The 14,626-nt window shown below is 59.1% G+C and carries 15 protein-coding genes; 9 read left to right on the forward strand and 6 right to left on the reverse strand.

The window, feature by feature from the left end; genetic code table 11:
* Positions 1–114 precede the first annotated feature (114 nt).
* From ABJ99_RS09180 to arfB, 4 genes are all read left to right on the forward strand, one after another.
* Positions 115–306 (forward strand): DUF1289 domain-containing protein, encoded by a 192-nt coding sequence (locus tag ABJ99_RS09180; protein WP_024673636.1) that lies wholly within the window; start codon positions 115–117, stop codon positions 304–306.
* A 184-nt stretch (positions 307–490) separates the two neighbouring features.
* Positions 491–1,717 (forward strand): 23S rRNA pseudouridine(2605) synthase RluB, encoded by a 1,227-nt coding sequence (gene rluB, locus ABJ99_RS09185; protein ID WP_054085550.1) that lies wholly within the window; start codon positions 491–493, stop codon positions 1,715–1,717.
* Positions 1,718–1,988: 271 nt separating this feature from the next.
* Positions 1,989–3,398 carry an amino acid permease gene (locus tag ABJ99_RS09190; RefSeq protein WP_054085551.1) on the forward strand — a complete coding sequence of 470 codons (1,410 nt, stop codon included), beginning with the start codon at positions 1,989–1,991 and terminating at the stop codon, positions 3,396–3,398.
* Positions 3,399–3,429: 31 nt separating this feature from the next.
* On the forward strand, positions 3,430–3,843 hold the full coding sequence (gene arfB, locus ABJ99_RS09195) for an alternative ribosome rescue aminoacyl-tRNA hydrolase ArfB (protein ID WP_003314723.1): 414 nt from the start codon (positions 3,430–3,432) through the stop codon (positions 3,841–3,843).
* Positions 3,844–4,164: 321 nt separating this feature from the next.
* On the opposite strand, the gene ABJ99_RS09200 is transcribed toward arfB, so the two are convergent.
* From ABJ99_RS09200 to phhA, 5 genes are all read right to left on the reverse strand, one after another.
* On the reverse strand, positions 4,165–5,364 hold the full coding sequence (locus ABJ99_RS09200; RefSeq protein WP_054085552.1) for an MFS transporter: 1,200 nt from the start codon (positions 5,362–5,364) through the stop codon (positions 4,165–4,167).
* A 145-nt stretch (positions 5,365–5,509) separates the two neighbouring features.
* Complete coding sequence (locus ABJ99_RS09205) at positions 5,510–5,689, reverse strand: hypothetical protein (protein WP_054085553.1); 180 nt, start codon at positions 5,687–5,689, stop codon at positions 5,510–5,512.
* Between the two features lie 307 nt (positions 5,690–5,996).
* Positions 5,997–6,158: a hypothetical protein gene (locus tag ABJ99_RS28165; RefSeq protein ID WP_154864404.1), complete on the reverse strand. Its 162-nt coding sequence runs from the start codon at positions 6,156–6,158 to the stop codon at positions 5,997–5,999.
* Positions 6,139–6,495, reverse strand: a complete 357-nt coding sequence (locus ABJ99_RS09210) for a 4a-hydroxytetrahydrobiopterin dehydratase (RefSeq protein WP_054085554.1) — start codon at positions 6,493–6,495, stop codon at positions 6,139–6,141. The genes ABJ99_RS28165 and ABJ99_RS09210 overlap by 20 nt, the downstream gene beginning before the upstream one ends.
* Positions 6,496–6,529: 34 nt before the next feature.
* On the reverse strand, positions 6,530–7,327 hold the full coding sequence (gene phhA / locus ABJ99_RS09215) for a phenylalanine 4-monooxygenase (protein ID WP_054085555.1): 798 nt from the start codon (positions 7,325–7,327) through the stop codon (positions 6,530–6,532).
* Between the two features lie 248 nt (positions 7,328–7,575).
* Between phhA and ABJ99_RS09220 the strand changes: the two genes are divergently transcribed.
* Complete coding sequence (locus ABJ99_RS09220) at positions 7,576–9,135, forward strand: sigma-54-dependent transcriptional regulator (RefSeq protein ID WP_054085556.1); 1,560 nt, start codon at positions 7,576–7,578, stop codon at positions 9,133–9,135.
* 129 nt (positions 9,136–9,264) lie between these two features.
* On the opposite strand, the gene ABJ99_RS09225 is transcribed toward ABJ99_RS09220, so the two are convergent.
* Entirely contained in the window at positions 9,265–9,531 is a 267-nt protein-coding gene (locus ABJ99_RS09225) for a DUF2790 domain-containing protein (RefSeq protein WP_054085557.1), read from the reverse strand.
* 374 nt (positions 9,532–9,905) lie between these two features.
* Between ABJ99_RS09225 and acs the strand changes: the two genes are divergently transcribed.
* The 4 genes from acs to ABJ99_RS09245 all read left to right on the forward strand — a co-directional run bounded on the left by acs (position 9,906) and on the right by ABJ99_RS09245 (position 14,626).
* On the forward strand, positions 9,906–11,861 hold the full coding sequence (gene acs, locus ABJ99_RS09230) for an acetate--CoA ligase (protein ID WP_007251367.1): 1,956 nt from the start codon (positions 9,906–9,908) through the stop codon (positions 11,859–11,861).
* A gap of 530 nt (positions 11,862–12,391) precedes the next feature.
* The gene (locus ABJ99_RS09235) at positions 12,392–13,168 is read left to right on the forward strand and encodes an ABC transporter substrate-binding protein (RefSeq protein ID WP_007251366.1); all 777 of its coding nucleotides are present in this window, start codon (positions 12,392–12,394) and stop codon (positions 13,166–13,168) included.
* 73 nt (positions 13,169–13,241) lie between these two features.
* Complete coding sequence (locus ABJ99_RS09240) at positions 13,242–13,931, forward strand: ABC transporter permease (RefSeq protein ID WP_054085558.1); 690 nt, start codon at positions 13,242–13,244, stop codon at positions 13,929–13,931.
* On the forward strand, positions 13,928–14,626 hold the full coding sequence (locus tag ABJ99_RS09245) for an ABC transporter permease (RefSeq protein ID WP_054085559.1): 699 nt from the start codon (positions 13,928–13,930) through the stop codon (positions 14,624–14,626). Before ABJ99_RS09240 ends, ABJ99_RS09245 begins: the two co-directional genes overlap by 4 nt.

Raw genomic sequence — 14,626 nt, forward strand, 5'->3', positions numbered from 1 at the left:
CCAGAATCCAAAGCGCACTTATGTTTAACGCTGAGCGCTCCGGAGCATCCCGGTCGAATTCATACGCCTGCCCGCGGTCACATCTGATACCACCCGCCACGAGATCCGCTGCCCATGAGTTCGACCAAGAACCCCTGCATCAGCCTGTGCAAATTCGATGATGACATTTGCCTGGGCTGCGGTCGCAGCAAGCGGGAAATCAAAGCCTGGAAGAAGCTGGAGAAGGACGACAAGCGCACGGTACTCGAGGAGTCGGCCAAGCGTCTGGCGAAGCTCAAGACCGCCGGTCGTAAAAAGAAGAAGTGATTCTGGCTATTGCCGCTGCTGCTGGATGCTTAATCCGCCGCAGGGGCGTATGATGGCCGACCCTCGGCGAGCAGTGATCGCCAGGGTTTTCAAGTATTTCGCCTTGCCGCTCTCCACGGCGTGCCGGGCACAGGTCTCACCGGTTCTCGGTCAGCCCTGATTCGACACACCGGGAGGTGCCCAGATGAGTGAAAAAGACAAGCAGGACAGCCAGGAAATCGGACCCGCAGGCGAAAAGCTGCAGAAGGTTCTGGCGCGCATTGGCGTGGGTTCACGCCGTGACGTAGAAGCCTGGATTACCCAAGGCCGTATCAAGGTCAACGGCAAGGACGCGACCCTCGGTCAACGCGTCGACCTGCATGACGCCATCAGTGTCGATGGTCGCGTCATCAAGCGCGAAGAAGCGGCTGAAACAGTCCGCCGCGTCATCATGTACAACAAGCCCGATGGCGAAATCTGCACCCGTGACGACCCGGAAGGCCGTCCGACCGTGTTTGACCGTCTGCCGCGCCCTAAAGAAGGCCGCTGGATCAACATTGGTCGTCTCGACATCAACACCACCGGTCTGCTGATGTTCACCACCGACGGTGAACTCGCCAACCGCTTGATGCACCCGTCGTTCGAGATGGACCGTGAGTACGCGGTTCGTGTGCGTGGCGAAGTGGATGACGACATGCTGCTGCGCCTCAAGAACGGCGTGATCCTCGAAGACGGTCCTGCGCGCTTTACCGATATCAAGCAGGCCCCGGGCGGCGAAGGCTTCAACCACTGGTATCACTGCGTGGTGATGGAAGGCCGTAACCGCGAAGTGCGTCGTCTCTGGGAATCCCAGGGGCTGGTGGTCAGCCGTCTGAAGCGCGTGCGCTACGGGCCGGTGTTCCTCAACTCCGATCTGCCGATGGGCCGCTGGCGCGAAATGAGCCAGTACGAAGTCGACATTCTGGCAGCCGAAGTGGGTCTGCAGCCTGTGGCTCAGCCGCAGATGAACGCCAAGACCAAGGACAAGATGGAGCGTCTGCAACGTCAATCGTCGCGCCCGCTGGGCAAGGGCGAGCGTGTTGTTCGTACCCTGCGCCCTGCTGCGGGTGCCCCGACTGGCGAGCGCGCACCGCGTCAACCGCAGATCACCGGCAGCGAGCGCGATCGTCCGCGTGGCGGCGATTCGACTCAGCGTCCTTCGCCGCGCAAGGATTCGGGCAAGCCTGGATCGCGTGCGCCGCGCCCGGCCGACAACAGCCGTGGCACGCCGGTCGCCGAGCGTCCGAGCGACATGAACAAGCGTCCGGCCAAGCCTGGGCCGAAACGTGTCGGCATCAAGCTGGTCAACGATGACGCTCCGTCAGGCAAGCGTCGTGGTCCACCGGCCGGTTCAGGTCAGCGTCCCGGCTTCGGTCGTCGCAAGCCTGAGTGATTGCGTGGTGTGAATGATCGGCAACGCCAGTCCTCAGGGCTGGCGTTGTCGTTTCTGGCAACGTGAAAAGCGTTGTCACACAGCCGTCGCGCATCCAGCTCTCTGTTTTGAACCTCAATCTGGATGCAGGTGTACAATGCTGCGCTTTTTTCTGTGAATCATTGCTGTTCGACGCTTTGGGCCAACCGCCTCGAGTGCTGCAATTCTGCTGTACCACGAGTGCAGCGGGTTCTATTCCGTCACAGAACAAGAACAATCAGGTGGCTATTGAATGACTGAAACAACCGCACCTTCGGGCGAATTGAAACGCGGCCTGAAGAATCGACACATCCAGTTGATCGCCTTGGGTGGCGCCATCGGTACTGGCCTTTTTCTCGGCTCGGCGGGTGTATTGAAATCTGCCGGGCCGTCGATGATTCTCGGCTACGCCATCTGCGGCTTCATCGCCTTCATGATCATGCGCCAGCTCGGCGAGATGATCGTCGAAGAGCCGGTGGCCGGATCGTTCAGCCATTTCGCCCATAACTATTGGGGCGGTTTCGCCGGCTTTCTGTCGGGCTGGAACTGCTGGCTGTTGTACATTCTGGTGGGCATGTCGGAGCTGACCGCGGTCGGCAAATACATCCATTACTGGTTGCCTGACATCCCGAGCTGGGTGTCGGCAGCAGCCCTTTTCATCCTGATCAATGCCATCAACCTGACCAACGTCAAGGTGTTCGGTGAAACCGAGTTCTGGTTCGCGATCATCAAGGTGGTGGCAATCATCGGCATGATCGCGCTGGGCAGCTACATGCTGGTCAGCGGCAGCGGTGGCCCGCAGGCATCGGTCAGCAACCTCTGGGAGCATGGCGGATTCTTTCCCAATGGCGTCAGCGGGTTGGTGATGGCTCTGGCGATCATCATGTTCTCGTTCGGTGGTCTGGAGATGCTCGGCTTTACCGCTGCCGAGGCCGAACAGCCGAAGACCGTGATTCCCAAGGCGATCAACCAGGTCATCTACCGTATCCTGATTTTCTACATCGGCGCGCTGGTGGTGCTGTTGTCGCTGACGCCGTGGGACAGCCTGTTGGCCAGCCTCAATGCCTCGGGTGATTCCTACAGCGGCAGCCCGTTCGTGCAGGTGTTCTCGATGCTGGGCAGCGATGCGGCGGCGCACATTCTCAACTTCGTGGTGTTGACGGCCGCGCTGTCGGTCTATAACAGCGGCACCTATTGCAACAGCCGCATGCTGGTGGGCATGGCCGAGCAGGGCGATGCGCCCAAGGCGCTGGCGCAGGTCGATAAGCGCGGCGTGCCGGTCAAGGCGATTTTCGCCTCCGCTGCCGTGACGCTGGTGGCTGTGCTGCTCAACTATTTCGTGCCGCATCAGGCGCTGGAGCTGTTGATGTCGCTGGTGGTCGCCACACTGGTGATCAACTGGGCAATGATCAGCTACTCGCACCTGAAATTCCGTCAGCACCTGAACCGCACCGGGCAAGTGCCGCTGTTCAAGGCATTGTGGTATCCGTATGGCAACTACGTGTGTCTGGCGTTCGTGGTATTCATCCTCGGCATCATGCTGATGATCCCCGGCATTCAGATATCGGTCTATGCGATACCGGTATGGCTGGCGGTGATGTGGCTCTGTTATCGGGCCAAAAACAGGCGTAGCGTTGTCGTGCCTGCCGGTTCCGGCAAGTGAATACGCCTGTTCCAGAAAAGAAGATGCCCTGATGCTGGTGATTTCCAACAATGTCCATCTGCCGGACGCCGAGATCGAATTGACTGCCATCCGTGCGCAGGGCGCGGGTGGACAGAACGTCAACAAGGTTTCCAGTGCCGTGCACCTGCGCTTCGATATCAACGCTTCGTCGCTGCCGCCGTTCTACAAGGAGCGGCTACTGGCGCTGAGTGACAGCCGGATTACCAGCGATGGTGTGATTGTGCTCAAGGCCCAGCAATACCGGACTCAAGAGCAGAATCGCGCCGATGCGTTGCTGCGCCTGAGCGAACTGATCGTCAACGCCGCCAAAGTCGAAAAGAAACGCCGCCCGACTCGCCCGACACTGGGCTCCAAGACCCGTCGGCTGGAATCCAAGAGCAAACGCGGCTCGATCAAGGCCGGGCGTGGGAAAGTGGATTTCTAAGGTGTTTTTCGGTCTCGTGCCACGCCGGAGCGCTCAGCGTGATACACAGGTCCTGACAAGCTTGGAAGACGGTGTAGAGCGGACCGGGCGACGCTTCGCTTGTCCGCGAGCTGTGTGTTTTGTAGGAGTGGACTTGTCCGCGAAGAGGGTGGTACATCCTCAAAAAACTTGTCGCTCCCAATAGCCTTCGCGGACAAGTCCGACAAGTCCGCTCCCACACAAGCTAAGCGTCGCCCGGTTGTTCCTGCGCCCTTCGGGCAGAGGCCTGAAAAAATCGCGTTCCGGGCTCTTCAGGACCTGTATGACTATGAGCATGAGGCATCACTGGCGCAGCGCTTGCGCTTGTTTGTACAGATAAACGCTCAGCCCCAGCCCGGTGAGTGACGCCAGCGCCGCAAACAGGAAGATCGAGACAAAGCCAAACCCTGCGGCAATCGCGCCGGCCAGCGGGCCGGTGATGCCCAGTGACAGGTCGATGAACAGCGAGTAGGCGCCTACTGCTGCGCCGCGACTGGAGGCCGGGACCAGGTTCACCGCTTCCACGCCCAGCGCCGGGAATACCAGCGAGAAGCCGAAGCCGGTCAGGGCTGCGCCGGCCAATGCCAGGCCGGGCGTCGGTGCCATCCACAACAGTAGCAGCCCCAGTGTTTCCACCGACAGGCAGACAATCGCCACCCGAAAGCCGCCCAGGCGGTTGATCAGGTTGCCGAACAGCAGGCGTGCAGCGATGAAACTGCCACCAAACAGGGTCAGGCACAGCGCTGCATTCGGCCAGTGATTGCTGGCGTAATACAGGGTGATGAACGTCGCGATGGTGCCGAAACCGATGCCGCCCAGCGCCAGGCCCATGCCATGCGGAAACACCCGCCCCAGCACGTGCATGAACGGCAGCCGTTCGCCTTGCACAATGGGCGCGGCTTGCTTGTGCCAGGTCAGATAAAGCCCCAGTGCGCACAGCAGCATAATGCTCACGCCGACGGTCCACAGGCCGAGCGAGTCAACCATCCAGACGCCCAATGGCGCGCCGATTGCCAGTGCGCCATAACTGGCAATGCCGTTCCAGGAAATCACTTTGGCGGTGTTCTGCGCGCCGACCCGGCCGATGCCCCAGCCAATCGAGCCCGAACCGACCAAGCTTTCTGCGCTGCCGAGAATCACCCGGCCGATCAACAGAATCACCAGGCTTGCCATTGGCCAGCTTTCCAGCCAGATCGGCACCAGCATGAACACGCCGCTCACCCCGCAACCGGTCAGGCCGATCTGCACGGCTTTCTTGCTGCCCAGGTTGTCGATGATGCGGCTCGCCCATGGCCGGCTGATCAGCGTTGCCAGGTATTGCACGCTGATCACCAGCCCGGCGATCACTGCGCCAAAGCCCAGATCGCTGTGCACATAGCCGGGCAGAACGGCAAGCGGAATACCGATGTTCAGATAACCAATGAAGGTAAACATCACGATGGAAACGACGGTACGGGTGACGGCCATCGGGGTTTGCGGCGTGGTGTGCTGTGTCTCGGACATGGGGCAGGCTTTCGTTCTGTGTATGGCTTTCGAGCGGGCAGGGGAAACCCTTAGCAAGCTCTCGAAGTGCTTATCATACCGACGCATCGAGCGGTGCAGGTGCTACCGACGGAAATAAACCAGAAAAGGTCCGATAAGCGAGGGGTTATTCGGACGCTGGCGCCACGAGTTGTGTAGTCACGAGTGCGGCGAGAGCGTTTTCCTGCGTCCCGAAACGTGCGAGCAGGGCGCTCTGTTTTTCCGGGCTGAGGCGTGACCAGATTTCGATCATTTTCTCGGCTGTGCCAATCAGGGCACTGGCCTGGGTTTCGGTGAAGTCAGTCATAAATCTTCGGTTTGCCTGTTGCTGGTGTTCCAGGCGTATTGAAAATCGGCAAAACCGTTTTTCGATACGCCTGAAAACAATCGCCGTCAGTCTTTGCTGCCGGCTTTCTGGCTGTCTTGAGCCGAGGGTGCTGTTTTCATTGCGGCAGGTTGACCGAGCTCTTGCTGAGCCAGAATCGACTGCTGTGGTTCCTGTTGGCCTGGTGGGAAGTTTGGAATTTCATGCATCGTCATCGCTCCTCGCAAGGTATTGCAGAAAGAACCGTGCTTTAAAAAGCAGGGGCAGGATACCCCACTGAAAATGACAATCAGGATATTTTTTTACCCTGATTGCGCCTGTTGCGAAACAAAATCAATTTTTCAATGTCCCGGCTTTCACCTTGCGAGGTGCTGTACGGCTTGATTCTACTGGGCTGGCGCGCCTGAGCGCGGCTCATTGCGCTGAAGAAATTATTTTCGGCCTTCTGCATCTTTGGCCACTTCATCGGTACGCGCGGCCATGATGAAGTCGTTGCGATGCAGCCCTTTGATCGAATGGCTCCACCAGGTCACCGTCACTTTGCCCCATTCGGTGAGCAGGCCTGGGTGATGGCCTTCGGCTTCAGCGATTGCTCCGACAGCATTGGTAAACGCCAGTGCGTACTTGAAATTCTTGAACAGAAACACTTTTTCCAGCTGCATCACACTGTCGCGAACTTCAATGTTCCAGTCCGGGATCTGCTTGAGCAACGCTGGCAGTTCGTTTTCGCTGACCTGCGGGGCATCGGCGCTACAGGCTTCGCAGTGGGCTTGATTCAAGGTGCTCATAAACAGGGGTTCCTTTTCAGATACCTGGCCGCGGTCAGGCCGCGTGGCTTTTGGTTTTCGGTGGAAATTTGGGGGCGTGCAAGCCAGATTGCATACCTTGCTCGACCAGCGCCATGATGTCTTCCCGGGCCAGATCAAACAGACGCTTCAGGTTCGGCAGGACGAAATACAAGGGCTGCAGAATATCGATCCGATAGGGTGTGCGCATGGCTTCCAATGGATCGAAGGGCTGATGCTCCGGCGCTGAAGACACACTGTAAACCGCCTCTTTCGGTGAAGAAAGAATGCCTCCGCCGTAGATTCGCCGCCCTTGGGGGGTATCGACCAGGCCGAACTCGATGGTCATCCAGTACAGCCGCGCCAGATAGACCCGCTGCTCTTTGCTCGCGCTCAGCCCGAGTTTGCCGTAAGTGTGGGTGAATTCGGCAAACCATGGGTTGGTCAGTAGCGGGCAGTGGCCGAAGATTTCGTGGAAGATATCCGGCTCCTGCAAGTAATCCAGCTCTTCTTCGCTGCGAATGAACGTCGCCACTGGAAAGCGCTTGCTGGCCAGCAGTTCGAAAAACGTCTGAAACGGAATCAGCGCGGGCACTCGCTCCACTTGCCAGCCCGTGGCGGCGCCCAGCACGGTATTGATTTCGGCCAACTGCGGGATGCGATCAAGAGGCAGGCCCAGTTGCTCGATGCCGTCCAGGTACTCCTGGCAGGCGCGGCCTTCGATGATCTTCATCTGCCGGGTAATCAGGGTGTTCCAGACCGCGTGCTCGGCCGCAGGGTAATCAATGAAACCCGAGGCGTCCGGCTCGCGTGCCACGTAGTGCGTCTGGGCCATGCTGATGTCCTCGATTAAGGGTGTTGTTCTTGTAAGGCCTGACCTTAGAAATAACTCACTTTGGGCGGAGCTTCAGCGTACAGATGCTTCTGGATCAGCTTCATGGTACCCAATGTCGTAACGAAAACTTTACGAATGCTTTTCTTGAGCGTCGAATCCACGGCCGAACAGTCCTGCATTGAGCTGTGCTGTAACGTAATATTGACGCTAAACTTCAGCGCACGACAAAAAGTCAGAGCGGATCACCCATGCGCATCAAGGTGCATTGTCAAAACCGGATCGGCATCCTCCGCGACATCCTCGATCTGCTGGTCGCCTATGGCGTCAATGTGGCGCGCGGCGAGGTGGGCGGCGAGCATGGCGATGCGATCTATCTGTACTGCCCGAACCTGATCAACCTGCAATTTCAGGCATTGCGACCGAAGTTCGAAGCGATCACCGGCGTGTTCGGGGTCAAGCGTGTCGGGCTGATGCCCAGTGAGCGGCGGCACATGGAGTTGAATGCCTTGCTCGGTGCGCTGGAGTTTCCGGTGCTGTCCATCGACATGGCCGGCGCTATCGTGGCTGCCAATCGTGCCGCTGCGCAGTTGCTGGGCGTGCGGGTCGATGAAGTGCCGGGGATTCCGTTGTCGCGCTACGCCGAAGACTTCGACCTGCCTGAGCTGGTACGCGCCAGCAAGTCGCGCATCAATGGTTTGCGGGTCAAGGTGCGCGGCGATGTGTTTCTGGCCGACATCGCGCCGCTGCAATCCGAGCACGATGACAGTGAGGCCATGGCCGGTGCGGTATTGACCCTGCATCGCGCCGATCGGGTTGGCGAGCGTATCTATCATGTGCGCAAGCAAGAGCTGCGCGGCTTCGACAGCATTTTCCAGAGCTCGAAAGTCATGGCGGCGGTGGTTCGCGAGGCGCGGCGCATGGCACCGCTGGATGCTCCGTTGTTGATCGAAGGCGAAACCGGCACCGGCAAGGAACTGCTGGCCCGCGCCTGTCACCTCGCCAGCCCGCGCGGTCAGTCACCGCTGATGGCGCTCAACTGCGCCGGGCTGTCGGAGTCGATGGCCGAGATCGAGCTGTTCGGCTACGACCCGGGGGCTTTTGAGGGCGCGCGGCCGGAAGGCCGGCTCGGGCTGCTGGAGCTGACCGCAGGCGGCACGCTGTTTCTGGACGGCGTCGGCGAATTGAGCGCGCGGATGCAAGCCAAGCTGCTGCGTTTCATTCAGGACGGCAGCTTTCGTCGCGTGGGCAGCGACGAAGACATGTTTCTCGATGTGCGGGTGGTGTGTTCGACCCAGGTGGATCTGTCAGAGCTGTGCGCCCGAGGCGAGTTCAGGCAGGACCTTTACCATCGGCTCAACGTGCTGTCGCTGCACATACCGCCGTTTCGCGACTGCCTGGACGGCCTGGAACCGTTGATTGAGCACTTTCTCGATCACGCCAGCCGCCAGATCGGTTGCCCGCTGCCGGGCATCTCACCTGCGGCCATCAAGTGCCTGAGCCAATACCACTGGCCCGGCAACGTCCGGCAACTGGAAAACGTATTGTTTCAGGCCGTGTCACTGTGCGAGGGCGGCAAGGTGCAGGCCGAGCATATTCGCCTGCCGGATTACGGCATGCGTCCGGGGCTGGCCGAAGTTTCTCTGGACGGGGATCTCGATGCGATTATCGGGCGCTTTGAAAGGTCGGTGCTGGAGCAGTTATATGCACAGCACCCCAGCAGTCGGCAATTGGCAAAACGCCTGGGCGTGTCTCATACAACCATTGCCAACAAGTTGCGCGCCTATCAAATAAGCCAGGAAGCCAAATAAGCCGAATCAAGCAAAGAAGAAAAAACCGATGAGCAGACTGCCAGTCGAGCACATGACGAACATTGCCCGGCATGCGCCCCGCCACTGGATCTGCGAGGCGTCGTGCATCCGGTACAACGATGCGAACAATCAACCGTTGCTGCAGCCGTTGCCCATTACCTGATAGCTCATGACGTGCCGCGCGCCTTGCGAGTCTTCATAGACCATGCGCGCCGGCACCACTGCGCAGACACTGGGGATCTGGCTGGTGGAGATCACTCGGGCGATGTCCAGATGTGTGCCGTAAGTGTACTGCTCGACGCGGGACTGTTGCGCGGCCACTTTGGTTTGCGATTCTTCGGCCATCGCCAGGCTGCTGATACCGCACAGTGCCAATATCACTAATGTAGCTTTCATTGCGTTTTTACCTTTTTGAAAGTGAGCGCGGCCGCATCACGTTTTTGACGTCATGTGCGAACTCTGTCTGATAAGTTTTCTGATCCAGAACAACGCTGCGTGGGGGGCAACTGATGTTTGCCTTGTTGGCGGAACGAATTCTATGCCTGTTGCAAGACTGCATCTATAAAGGCTTTGGATAAGCGCTTTCATCAAAACGGTAATAATCCGGGAGCAGGTACAAGCCATTAGCTGCAAGCCGCAAGCTTGAAGCTTGCCGCTCACTAGCTTGCCGCTCCGGCCCCGCCCGGTAATACCAACGTCGAATGGTTCCCCGGGGGGTGGCGGGATACAACGTGTGCATAAAACAACAACTATCCACCGAGGTAACCAAGATGAGTGCAGCTTCCCTGTACCCCGTCCGCCCAGAAGTCGCAGCGACTACGCTGACGGATGAGGCGACCTACAAGGCCATGTACCAGCAGTCGGTGGTCAACCCGGATGGTTTCTGGCGTGAGCAGGCTCAGCGACTCGACTGGATCAAACCCTTCAGCGTCGTCAAACAGACCTCGTTCGACGATCACCGTGTCGACATCAAATGGTTTGCCGATGGCACGCTGAACGTTGCCTATAACTGCCTCGACCGCCATTTGGCCGAGCGTGGCGACAGCATTGCGATCATCTGGGAGGGCGATGACCCCTCCGAACATCGCGAAATCACCTACCGCGAGCTGCACGAAGAAGTCTGCAAATTCGCCAACGCCCTGCGTGGTCAGGACGTGCACCGTGGCGACGTTGTCACCATTTACATGCCGATGATCCCCGAGGCTGTGGTCGCCATGCTGGCGTGCGCCCGGATCGGTGCCATTCACTCGGTGGTATTCGGTGGTTTCTCGCCGGAAGCACTGGCGGGCCGCATCATCGATTGCAGCTCCAAAGTCGTTATCACGGCCGACGAAGGGCTGCGTGGCGGCAAGAAGACCGCGCTCAAGGCCAACGTCGACCGCGCGCTGACCAACCCCGAAACCAGCAGCGTGCAGAAGGTCATCGTCTGCAAGCGCACCGGCGGCGAGATCGAGTGGAACCGTCACCGTGACATCTGGTATCACGCTTTGCTCGAAGTGGCTTCCAGCACCTGCGCGCCGAAGGAAATGGGCGCTGAAGAGTCGCTGTTCATTCTCTACACCTCCGGCTCGACCGGTAAACCCAAGGGCGTGCTGCACACCACAGCAGGCTATCTGTTGTACGCCGCGCTGACCCACGAGCGCGTGTTCGACTATAAACCCGGCGAAATCTACTGGTGCACCGCCGACGTCGGCTGGGTCACCGGGCACAGTTACATCGTTTATGGCCCGCTGGCTAATGGCGCGACCACGCTGCTGTTCGAAGGCGTGCCGAACTACCCGGACATCACCCGCGTGTCGAAAATCATCGACAAGCACAAGGTCAATATCCTCTACACCGCACCCACCGCTATTCGCGCCATGATGGCCGAAGGCACCAAGTCCGTCGAAGGCGCTGACGGTTCCAGTCTACGCCTGCTGGGTTCGGTCGGAGAGCCGATCAACCCGGAAGCCTGGGGCTGGTACTACAACACGGTCGGCAAGCAAAACTGCCCGATTGTCGACACTTGGTGGCAGACCGAAACCGGCGGCATTCTGATCAGCCCGCTGCCGGGTGCAACGGCGCTGAAGCCAGGTTCGGCCACCCGGCCGTTCTTCGGCGTGATTCCGGCGCTGGTGGACAACCTGGGCAACCTGATCGAAGGTGCGGCCGAGGGTAACCTGGTGATTCTCGATTCCTGGCCGGGCCAGTCGCGCACGTTGTACGGCGATCACGACCGTTTCGTCGACACCTACTTCAAGACCTTTCGTGGCATGTATTTCACCGGTGACGGTGCGCGTCGCGACGAAGACGGCTATTACTGGATCACCGGACGCGTGGACGACGTACTCAACGTCTCTGGCCACCGCATGGGTACGGCCGAGATCGAAAGTGCGATGGTCGCCCACCCGAAAGTCGCGGAAGCTGCAGTGGTCGGCGTGCCGCATGATCTGAAAGGGCAGGGCATCTACGTTTACGTGACCCTCAACGCTGGCGAAGAGCCGAGCGATGCTCTGCGCACTGAACTGCGCAACTGGGTACGCAAGGAAATCGGCCCGATTGCTTCGCCGGACTTCATTCAGTGGGCACCCGGCCTGCCGAAAACCCGCTCGGGCAAGATCATGCGCCGCATTCTGCGCAAGATCGCGACCTCGGAATACGATGCGCTGGGCGACATCTCCACCCTGGCCGATCCAGGCGTGGTGCAGCACCTGATCGAAACGCACAAAACCATGAACGCTGCCTGATCCATTCAGCGTCAGTTGCGCCCCGTCCGGTGAAAGCCGGGCGGGGCGTTTTTGTATCCGGACGCGGCGCTGGCCGGAAAACGAGATATATATCGGGTTGTTACGGGTTTACACGGTGTGGACAAGGGTTGCTTCCTTGTAGGACGTGTTCCTCGGTTTGTGCGCGAAAAAGCGTCGAATCGAAGTGAATGTTTGTCAGACGAAAGGCCGGGCTTGCCGGATCAGAAGGGTTTGCCAATAATGGGCGCGCTTCTTGCTGCGCTAGCCGGTTAAGTCATCGCTCAAGGATCAGGTGAAACCTTTACCGTCAATAGGGTAAAGTGGCTTTTCCCGTGGTTCTGTAACTAGTTGTCGCATTGAAGAAATATCGACTTCGAGCCTGTCGTTAAAATGCCCCTCATTCGCCGAGGGCTGCGGGCCGCCAATGTGCTGTCCCACGTCTGGCGTCGTTCTCTCCGAGATAGTCCTTTCGCACATTGGGCGCTTGCTCACTTTGCCACTTGTCGTGCTTCACCGATGGAGTTCTTGAAATGAAAAAGCTCATGCTTATTGGCGCGCTGGCGTTGTCCGTGCTTGCCCAGCCGATTTTCGCTGACGAAAAACCGCTGAAAATCGGTATCGAAGCGGCTTACCCTCCATTCGCCTCCAAGGCCCCGGACGGCAGCATCGTCGGTTTCGACTACGACATCGGCAATGCGCTGTGCGAAGAAATGAAGGTCAAGTGCACTTGGGTCGAGCAGGAATTCGACGGCCTGATCCCGGCGCTCAAAGTGCGCAAGATCGACGCCATCCTGTCTTCCATGTCCATCACCGACGACCGCAAAAAGTCGGTGGATTTCACCGGCAAGTACTACAACTCTCCAGCGCGTCTGGTGATGAAGGACGGCACCACGGTCAGCGACAGCCTGGCAGAACTTAAAGGCAAGAAGATTGGCGTGCAGCGTGGTTCGATCCACGAGCGTTTCGCCCGTGAAGTGCTGGCCCCGCAGGGTGTTGTTGTGACCCCTTACGGTTCGCAGAACGAAATCTACCTGGACATCGGTGCAGGTCGTCTGGACGGCACCATCGCTGACGCCACGTTGCTGCAGGACGGTTTCCTCAAAACCGACGCAGGCAAAGGCTATGCATTTGTCGGCCCGTCGTTCGCTGACCCGAAATACTTCGGTGACGGCATCGGCATCGCCGTGCGCAAAGGTGACAAGGCCAACCTTGACCGCCTCAATGCTGCGATTGCCGCGATCCGCGCCAACGGCAAGTACAAGGCCATTCAGGACAAGTACTTCGACTTCGATATCTACGGCAAGTAATTCGCTGCAACGAAATGGCGCAAGCAGACCCTGGCTTGCGCCATTTTCATTCCACGCTTGAGGACCGCACATCATGTTGAAAGGTTACGGGGCTGTCATCCTCGAAGGTGCATGGCTGACATTGCAGCTGGCCCTGTCGTCGATGGCTCTGGCGATCGTTCTCGGTCTGATCGGCGTGGCGCTGCGTCTGTCGCCGGTGCGCTGGATCGCCTGGCTGGGCGATTTGTACAGCACGGTGATTCGTGGGATACCGGATCTGGTCCTGATCCTGCTGATCTTCTACGGCGGTCAGGACTTGCTCAATCGCGTCGCGCCGTTGCTGGGTTTCGACGACTACATCGACCTCGATCCGTTGCTGGCCGGTATCTGCACTCTGGGCTTTATATTTGGTGCGTACCTGTCGGAGACGTTTCGCGGTGCTTTCATGGCGATCCCCAAGGGTCAGGCCGAGGCAGGCATGGCATACGGCCTCAGTGGCGGCAAAGTGTTCTTCCGCATTCTGGTGCCGCAGATGATCCGTCTGGCGATACCCGGTTTCACCAACAACTGGCTGGTGCTGACCAAGGCCACCGCGCTGATTTCCGTGGTCGGCTTGCAGGACATGATGTTCAAGGCCAAGCAGGCGGCCGATGCCACCCGCGAACCCTTCACCTTCTTTCTGGCGGTTGCAGCGATGTACCTGGTGATTACCAGCGTTTCGCTGCTCGCTCTGCGTTATCTGGAAAAACGCTACTCGGTAGGCGTCAGGGCGGCTGACCTATGATCTTCGACTACAACATGATCTGGGAAAACCTGCCGCTGTATTTCGGCGGCCTGCTGACCACCCTCAAGCTGCTGGCGATTTCCCTCGCTTTCGGGCTGCTGGCCGCGTTGCCGCTGGGCCTGATGCGTGTCTCGAAAAACCCGTGGGTGAACCTGCCGGCCTGGCTGTACACCTACGTGATTCGCGGCACCCCGATGCTGGTGCAACTTTTCCTGATCTATTACGGGCTGGCGCAGTTCGACGCGGTACGTGAAAGCGTGTTCTGGCCGTGGCTGTCCAGCGCAACTTTTTGCGCCTGCCTGGCATTTTCCATCAACACCAGCGCTTACACCGCCGAGATCATCGCCGGCAGCCTCAAGGCCACACCGGCGGGCGAGATCGAGGCGGCGCGGGCCATGGGCATGTCGAAAGCCAAGATGTATCGCCGCATTCTGCTGCCGTCGGCCTTGCGCCGGGCGCTGCCGCAGTACAGTAACGAGGTGATCATGATGTTGCAGACCACCAGTCTGGCCTCCATCGTGACCCTTATCGATATCACCGGCGCGGCGCGGACAATCAACGCGCAGTTCTACCTGCCGTTCGAGGCTTACGTCACCGCAGGCGTTTTCTATCTGTGCCTGACCTTCATTCTGGTGCGGCTGTTCAAGATTGCCGAACGCCGCTGGCTGGGTTATCTCGCCCCAAGAAAGGCCTGA

Origin of the sequence: Pseudomonas syringae pv. cilantro (genome assembly GCF_001293775.1) — a bacterium.
In the GTDB taxonomy this organism is placed as follows: Bacteria; Pseudomonadota; Gammaproteobacteria; order Pseudomonadales; family Pseudomonadaceae; genus Aquipseudomonas; species Aquipseudomonas syringae_P.

What these genes read in the sequence shown, in the direction of transcription:
- ABJ99_RS28165 (WP_154864404.1), bottom strand. Translation starts at nt 6,158, where the DNA reads ATGCAGAAGGCCGAAAATAATTTCTTCAGCGCAATGAGCCGCGCTCAG.
- acs (WP_007251367.1), top strand. Translation starts at nt 9,906, where the DNA reads ATGAGTGCAGCTTCCCTGTACCCCGTCCGCCCAGAAGTCGCAGCGACT.
- ABJ99_RS09225 (WP_054085557.1), bottom strand. Translation starts at nt 9,531, where the DNA reads ATGAAAGCTACATTAGTGATATTGGCACTGTGCGGTATCAGCAGCCTG.
- ABJ99_RS09210 (WP_054085554.1), bottom strand. Translation starts at nt 6,495, where the DNA reads ATGAGCACCTTGAATCAAGCCCACTGCGAAGCCTGTAGCGCCGATGCC.
- ABJ99_RS09180 (WP_024673636.1), top strand. Translation starts at nt 115, where the DNA reads ATGAGTTCGACCAAGAACCCCTGCATCAGCCTGTGCAAATTCGATGAT.
- ABJ99_RS09245 (WP_054085559.1), top strand. Translation starts at nt 13,928, where the DNA reads ATGATCTTCGACTACAACATGATCTGGGAAAACCTGCCGCTGTATTTC.
- phhA (WP_054085555.1), bottom strand. Translation starts at nt 7,327, where the DNA reads ATGGCCCAGACGCACTACGTGGCACGCGAGCCGGACGCCTCGGGTTTC.
- ABJ99_RS09240 (WP_054085558.1), top strand. Translation starts at nt 13,242, where the DNA reads ATGTTGAAAGGTTACGGGGCTGTCATCCTCGAAGGTGCATGGCTGACA.
- ABJ99_RS09205 (WP_054085553.1), bottom strand. Translation starts at nt 5,689, where the DNA reads ATGACTGACTTCACCGAAACCCAGGCCAGTGCCCTGATTGGCACAGCC.
- ABJ99_RS09235 (WP_007251366.1), top strand. Translation starts at nt 12,392, where the DNA reads ATGAAAAAGCTCATGCTTATTGGCGCGCTGGCGTTGTCCGTGCTTGCC.
- arfB (WP_003314723.1), top strand. Translation starts at nt 3,430, where the DNA reads ATGCTGGTGATTTCCAACAATGTCCATCTGCCGGACGCCGAGATCGAA.
- rluB (WP_054085550.1), top strand. Translation starts at nt 491, where the DNA reads ATGAGTGAAAAAGACAAGCAGGACAGCCAGGAAATCGGACCCGCAGGC.
- ABJ99_RS09190 (WP_054085551.1), top strand. Translation starts at nt 1,989, where the DNA reads ATGACTGAAACAACCGCACCTTCGGGCGAATTGAAACGCGGCCTGAAG.
- ABJ99_RS09200 (WP_054085552.1), bottom strand. Translation starts at nt 5,364, where the DNA reads ATGTCCGAGACACAGCACACCACGCCGCAAACCCCGATGGCCGTCACC.
- ABJ99_RS09220 (WP_054085556.1), top strand. Translation starts at nt 7,576, where the DNA reads ATGCGCATCAAGGTGCATTGTCAAAACCGGATCGGCATCCTCCGCGAC.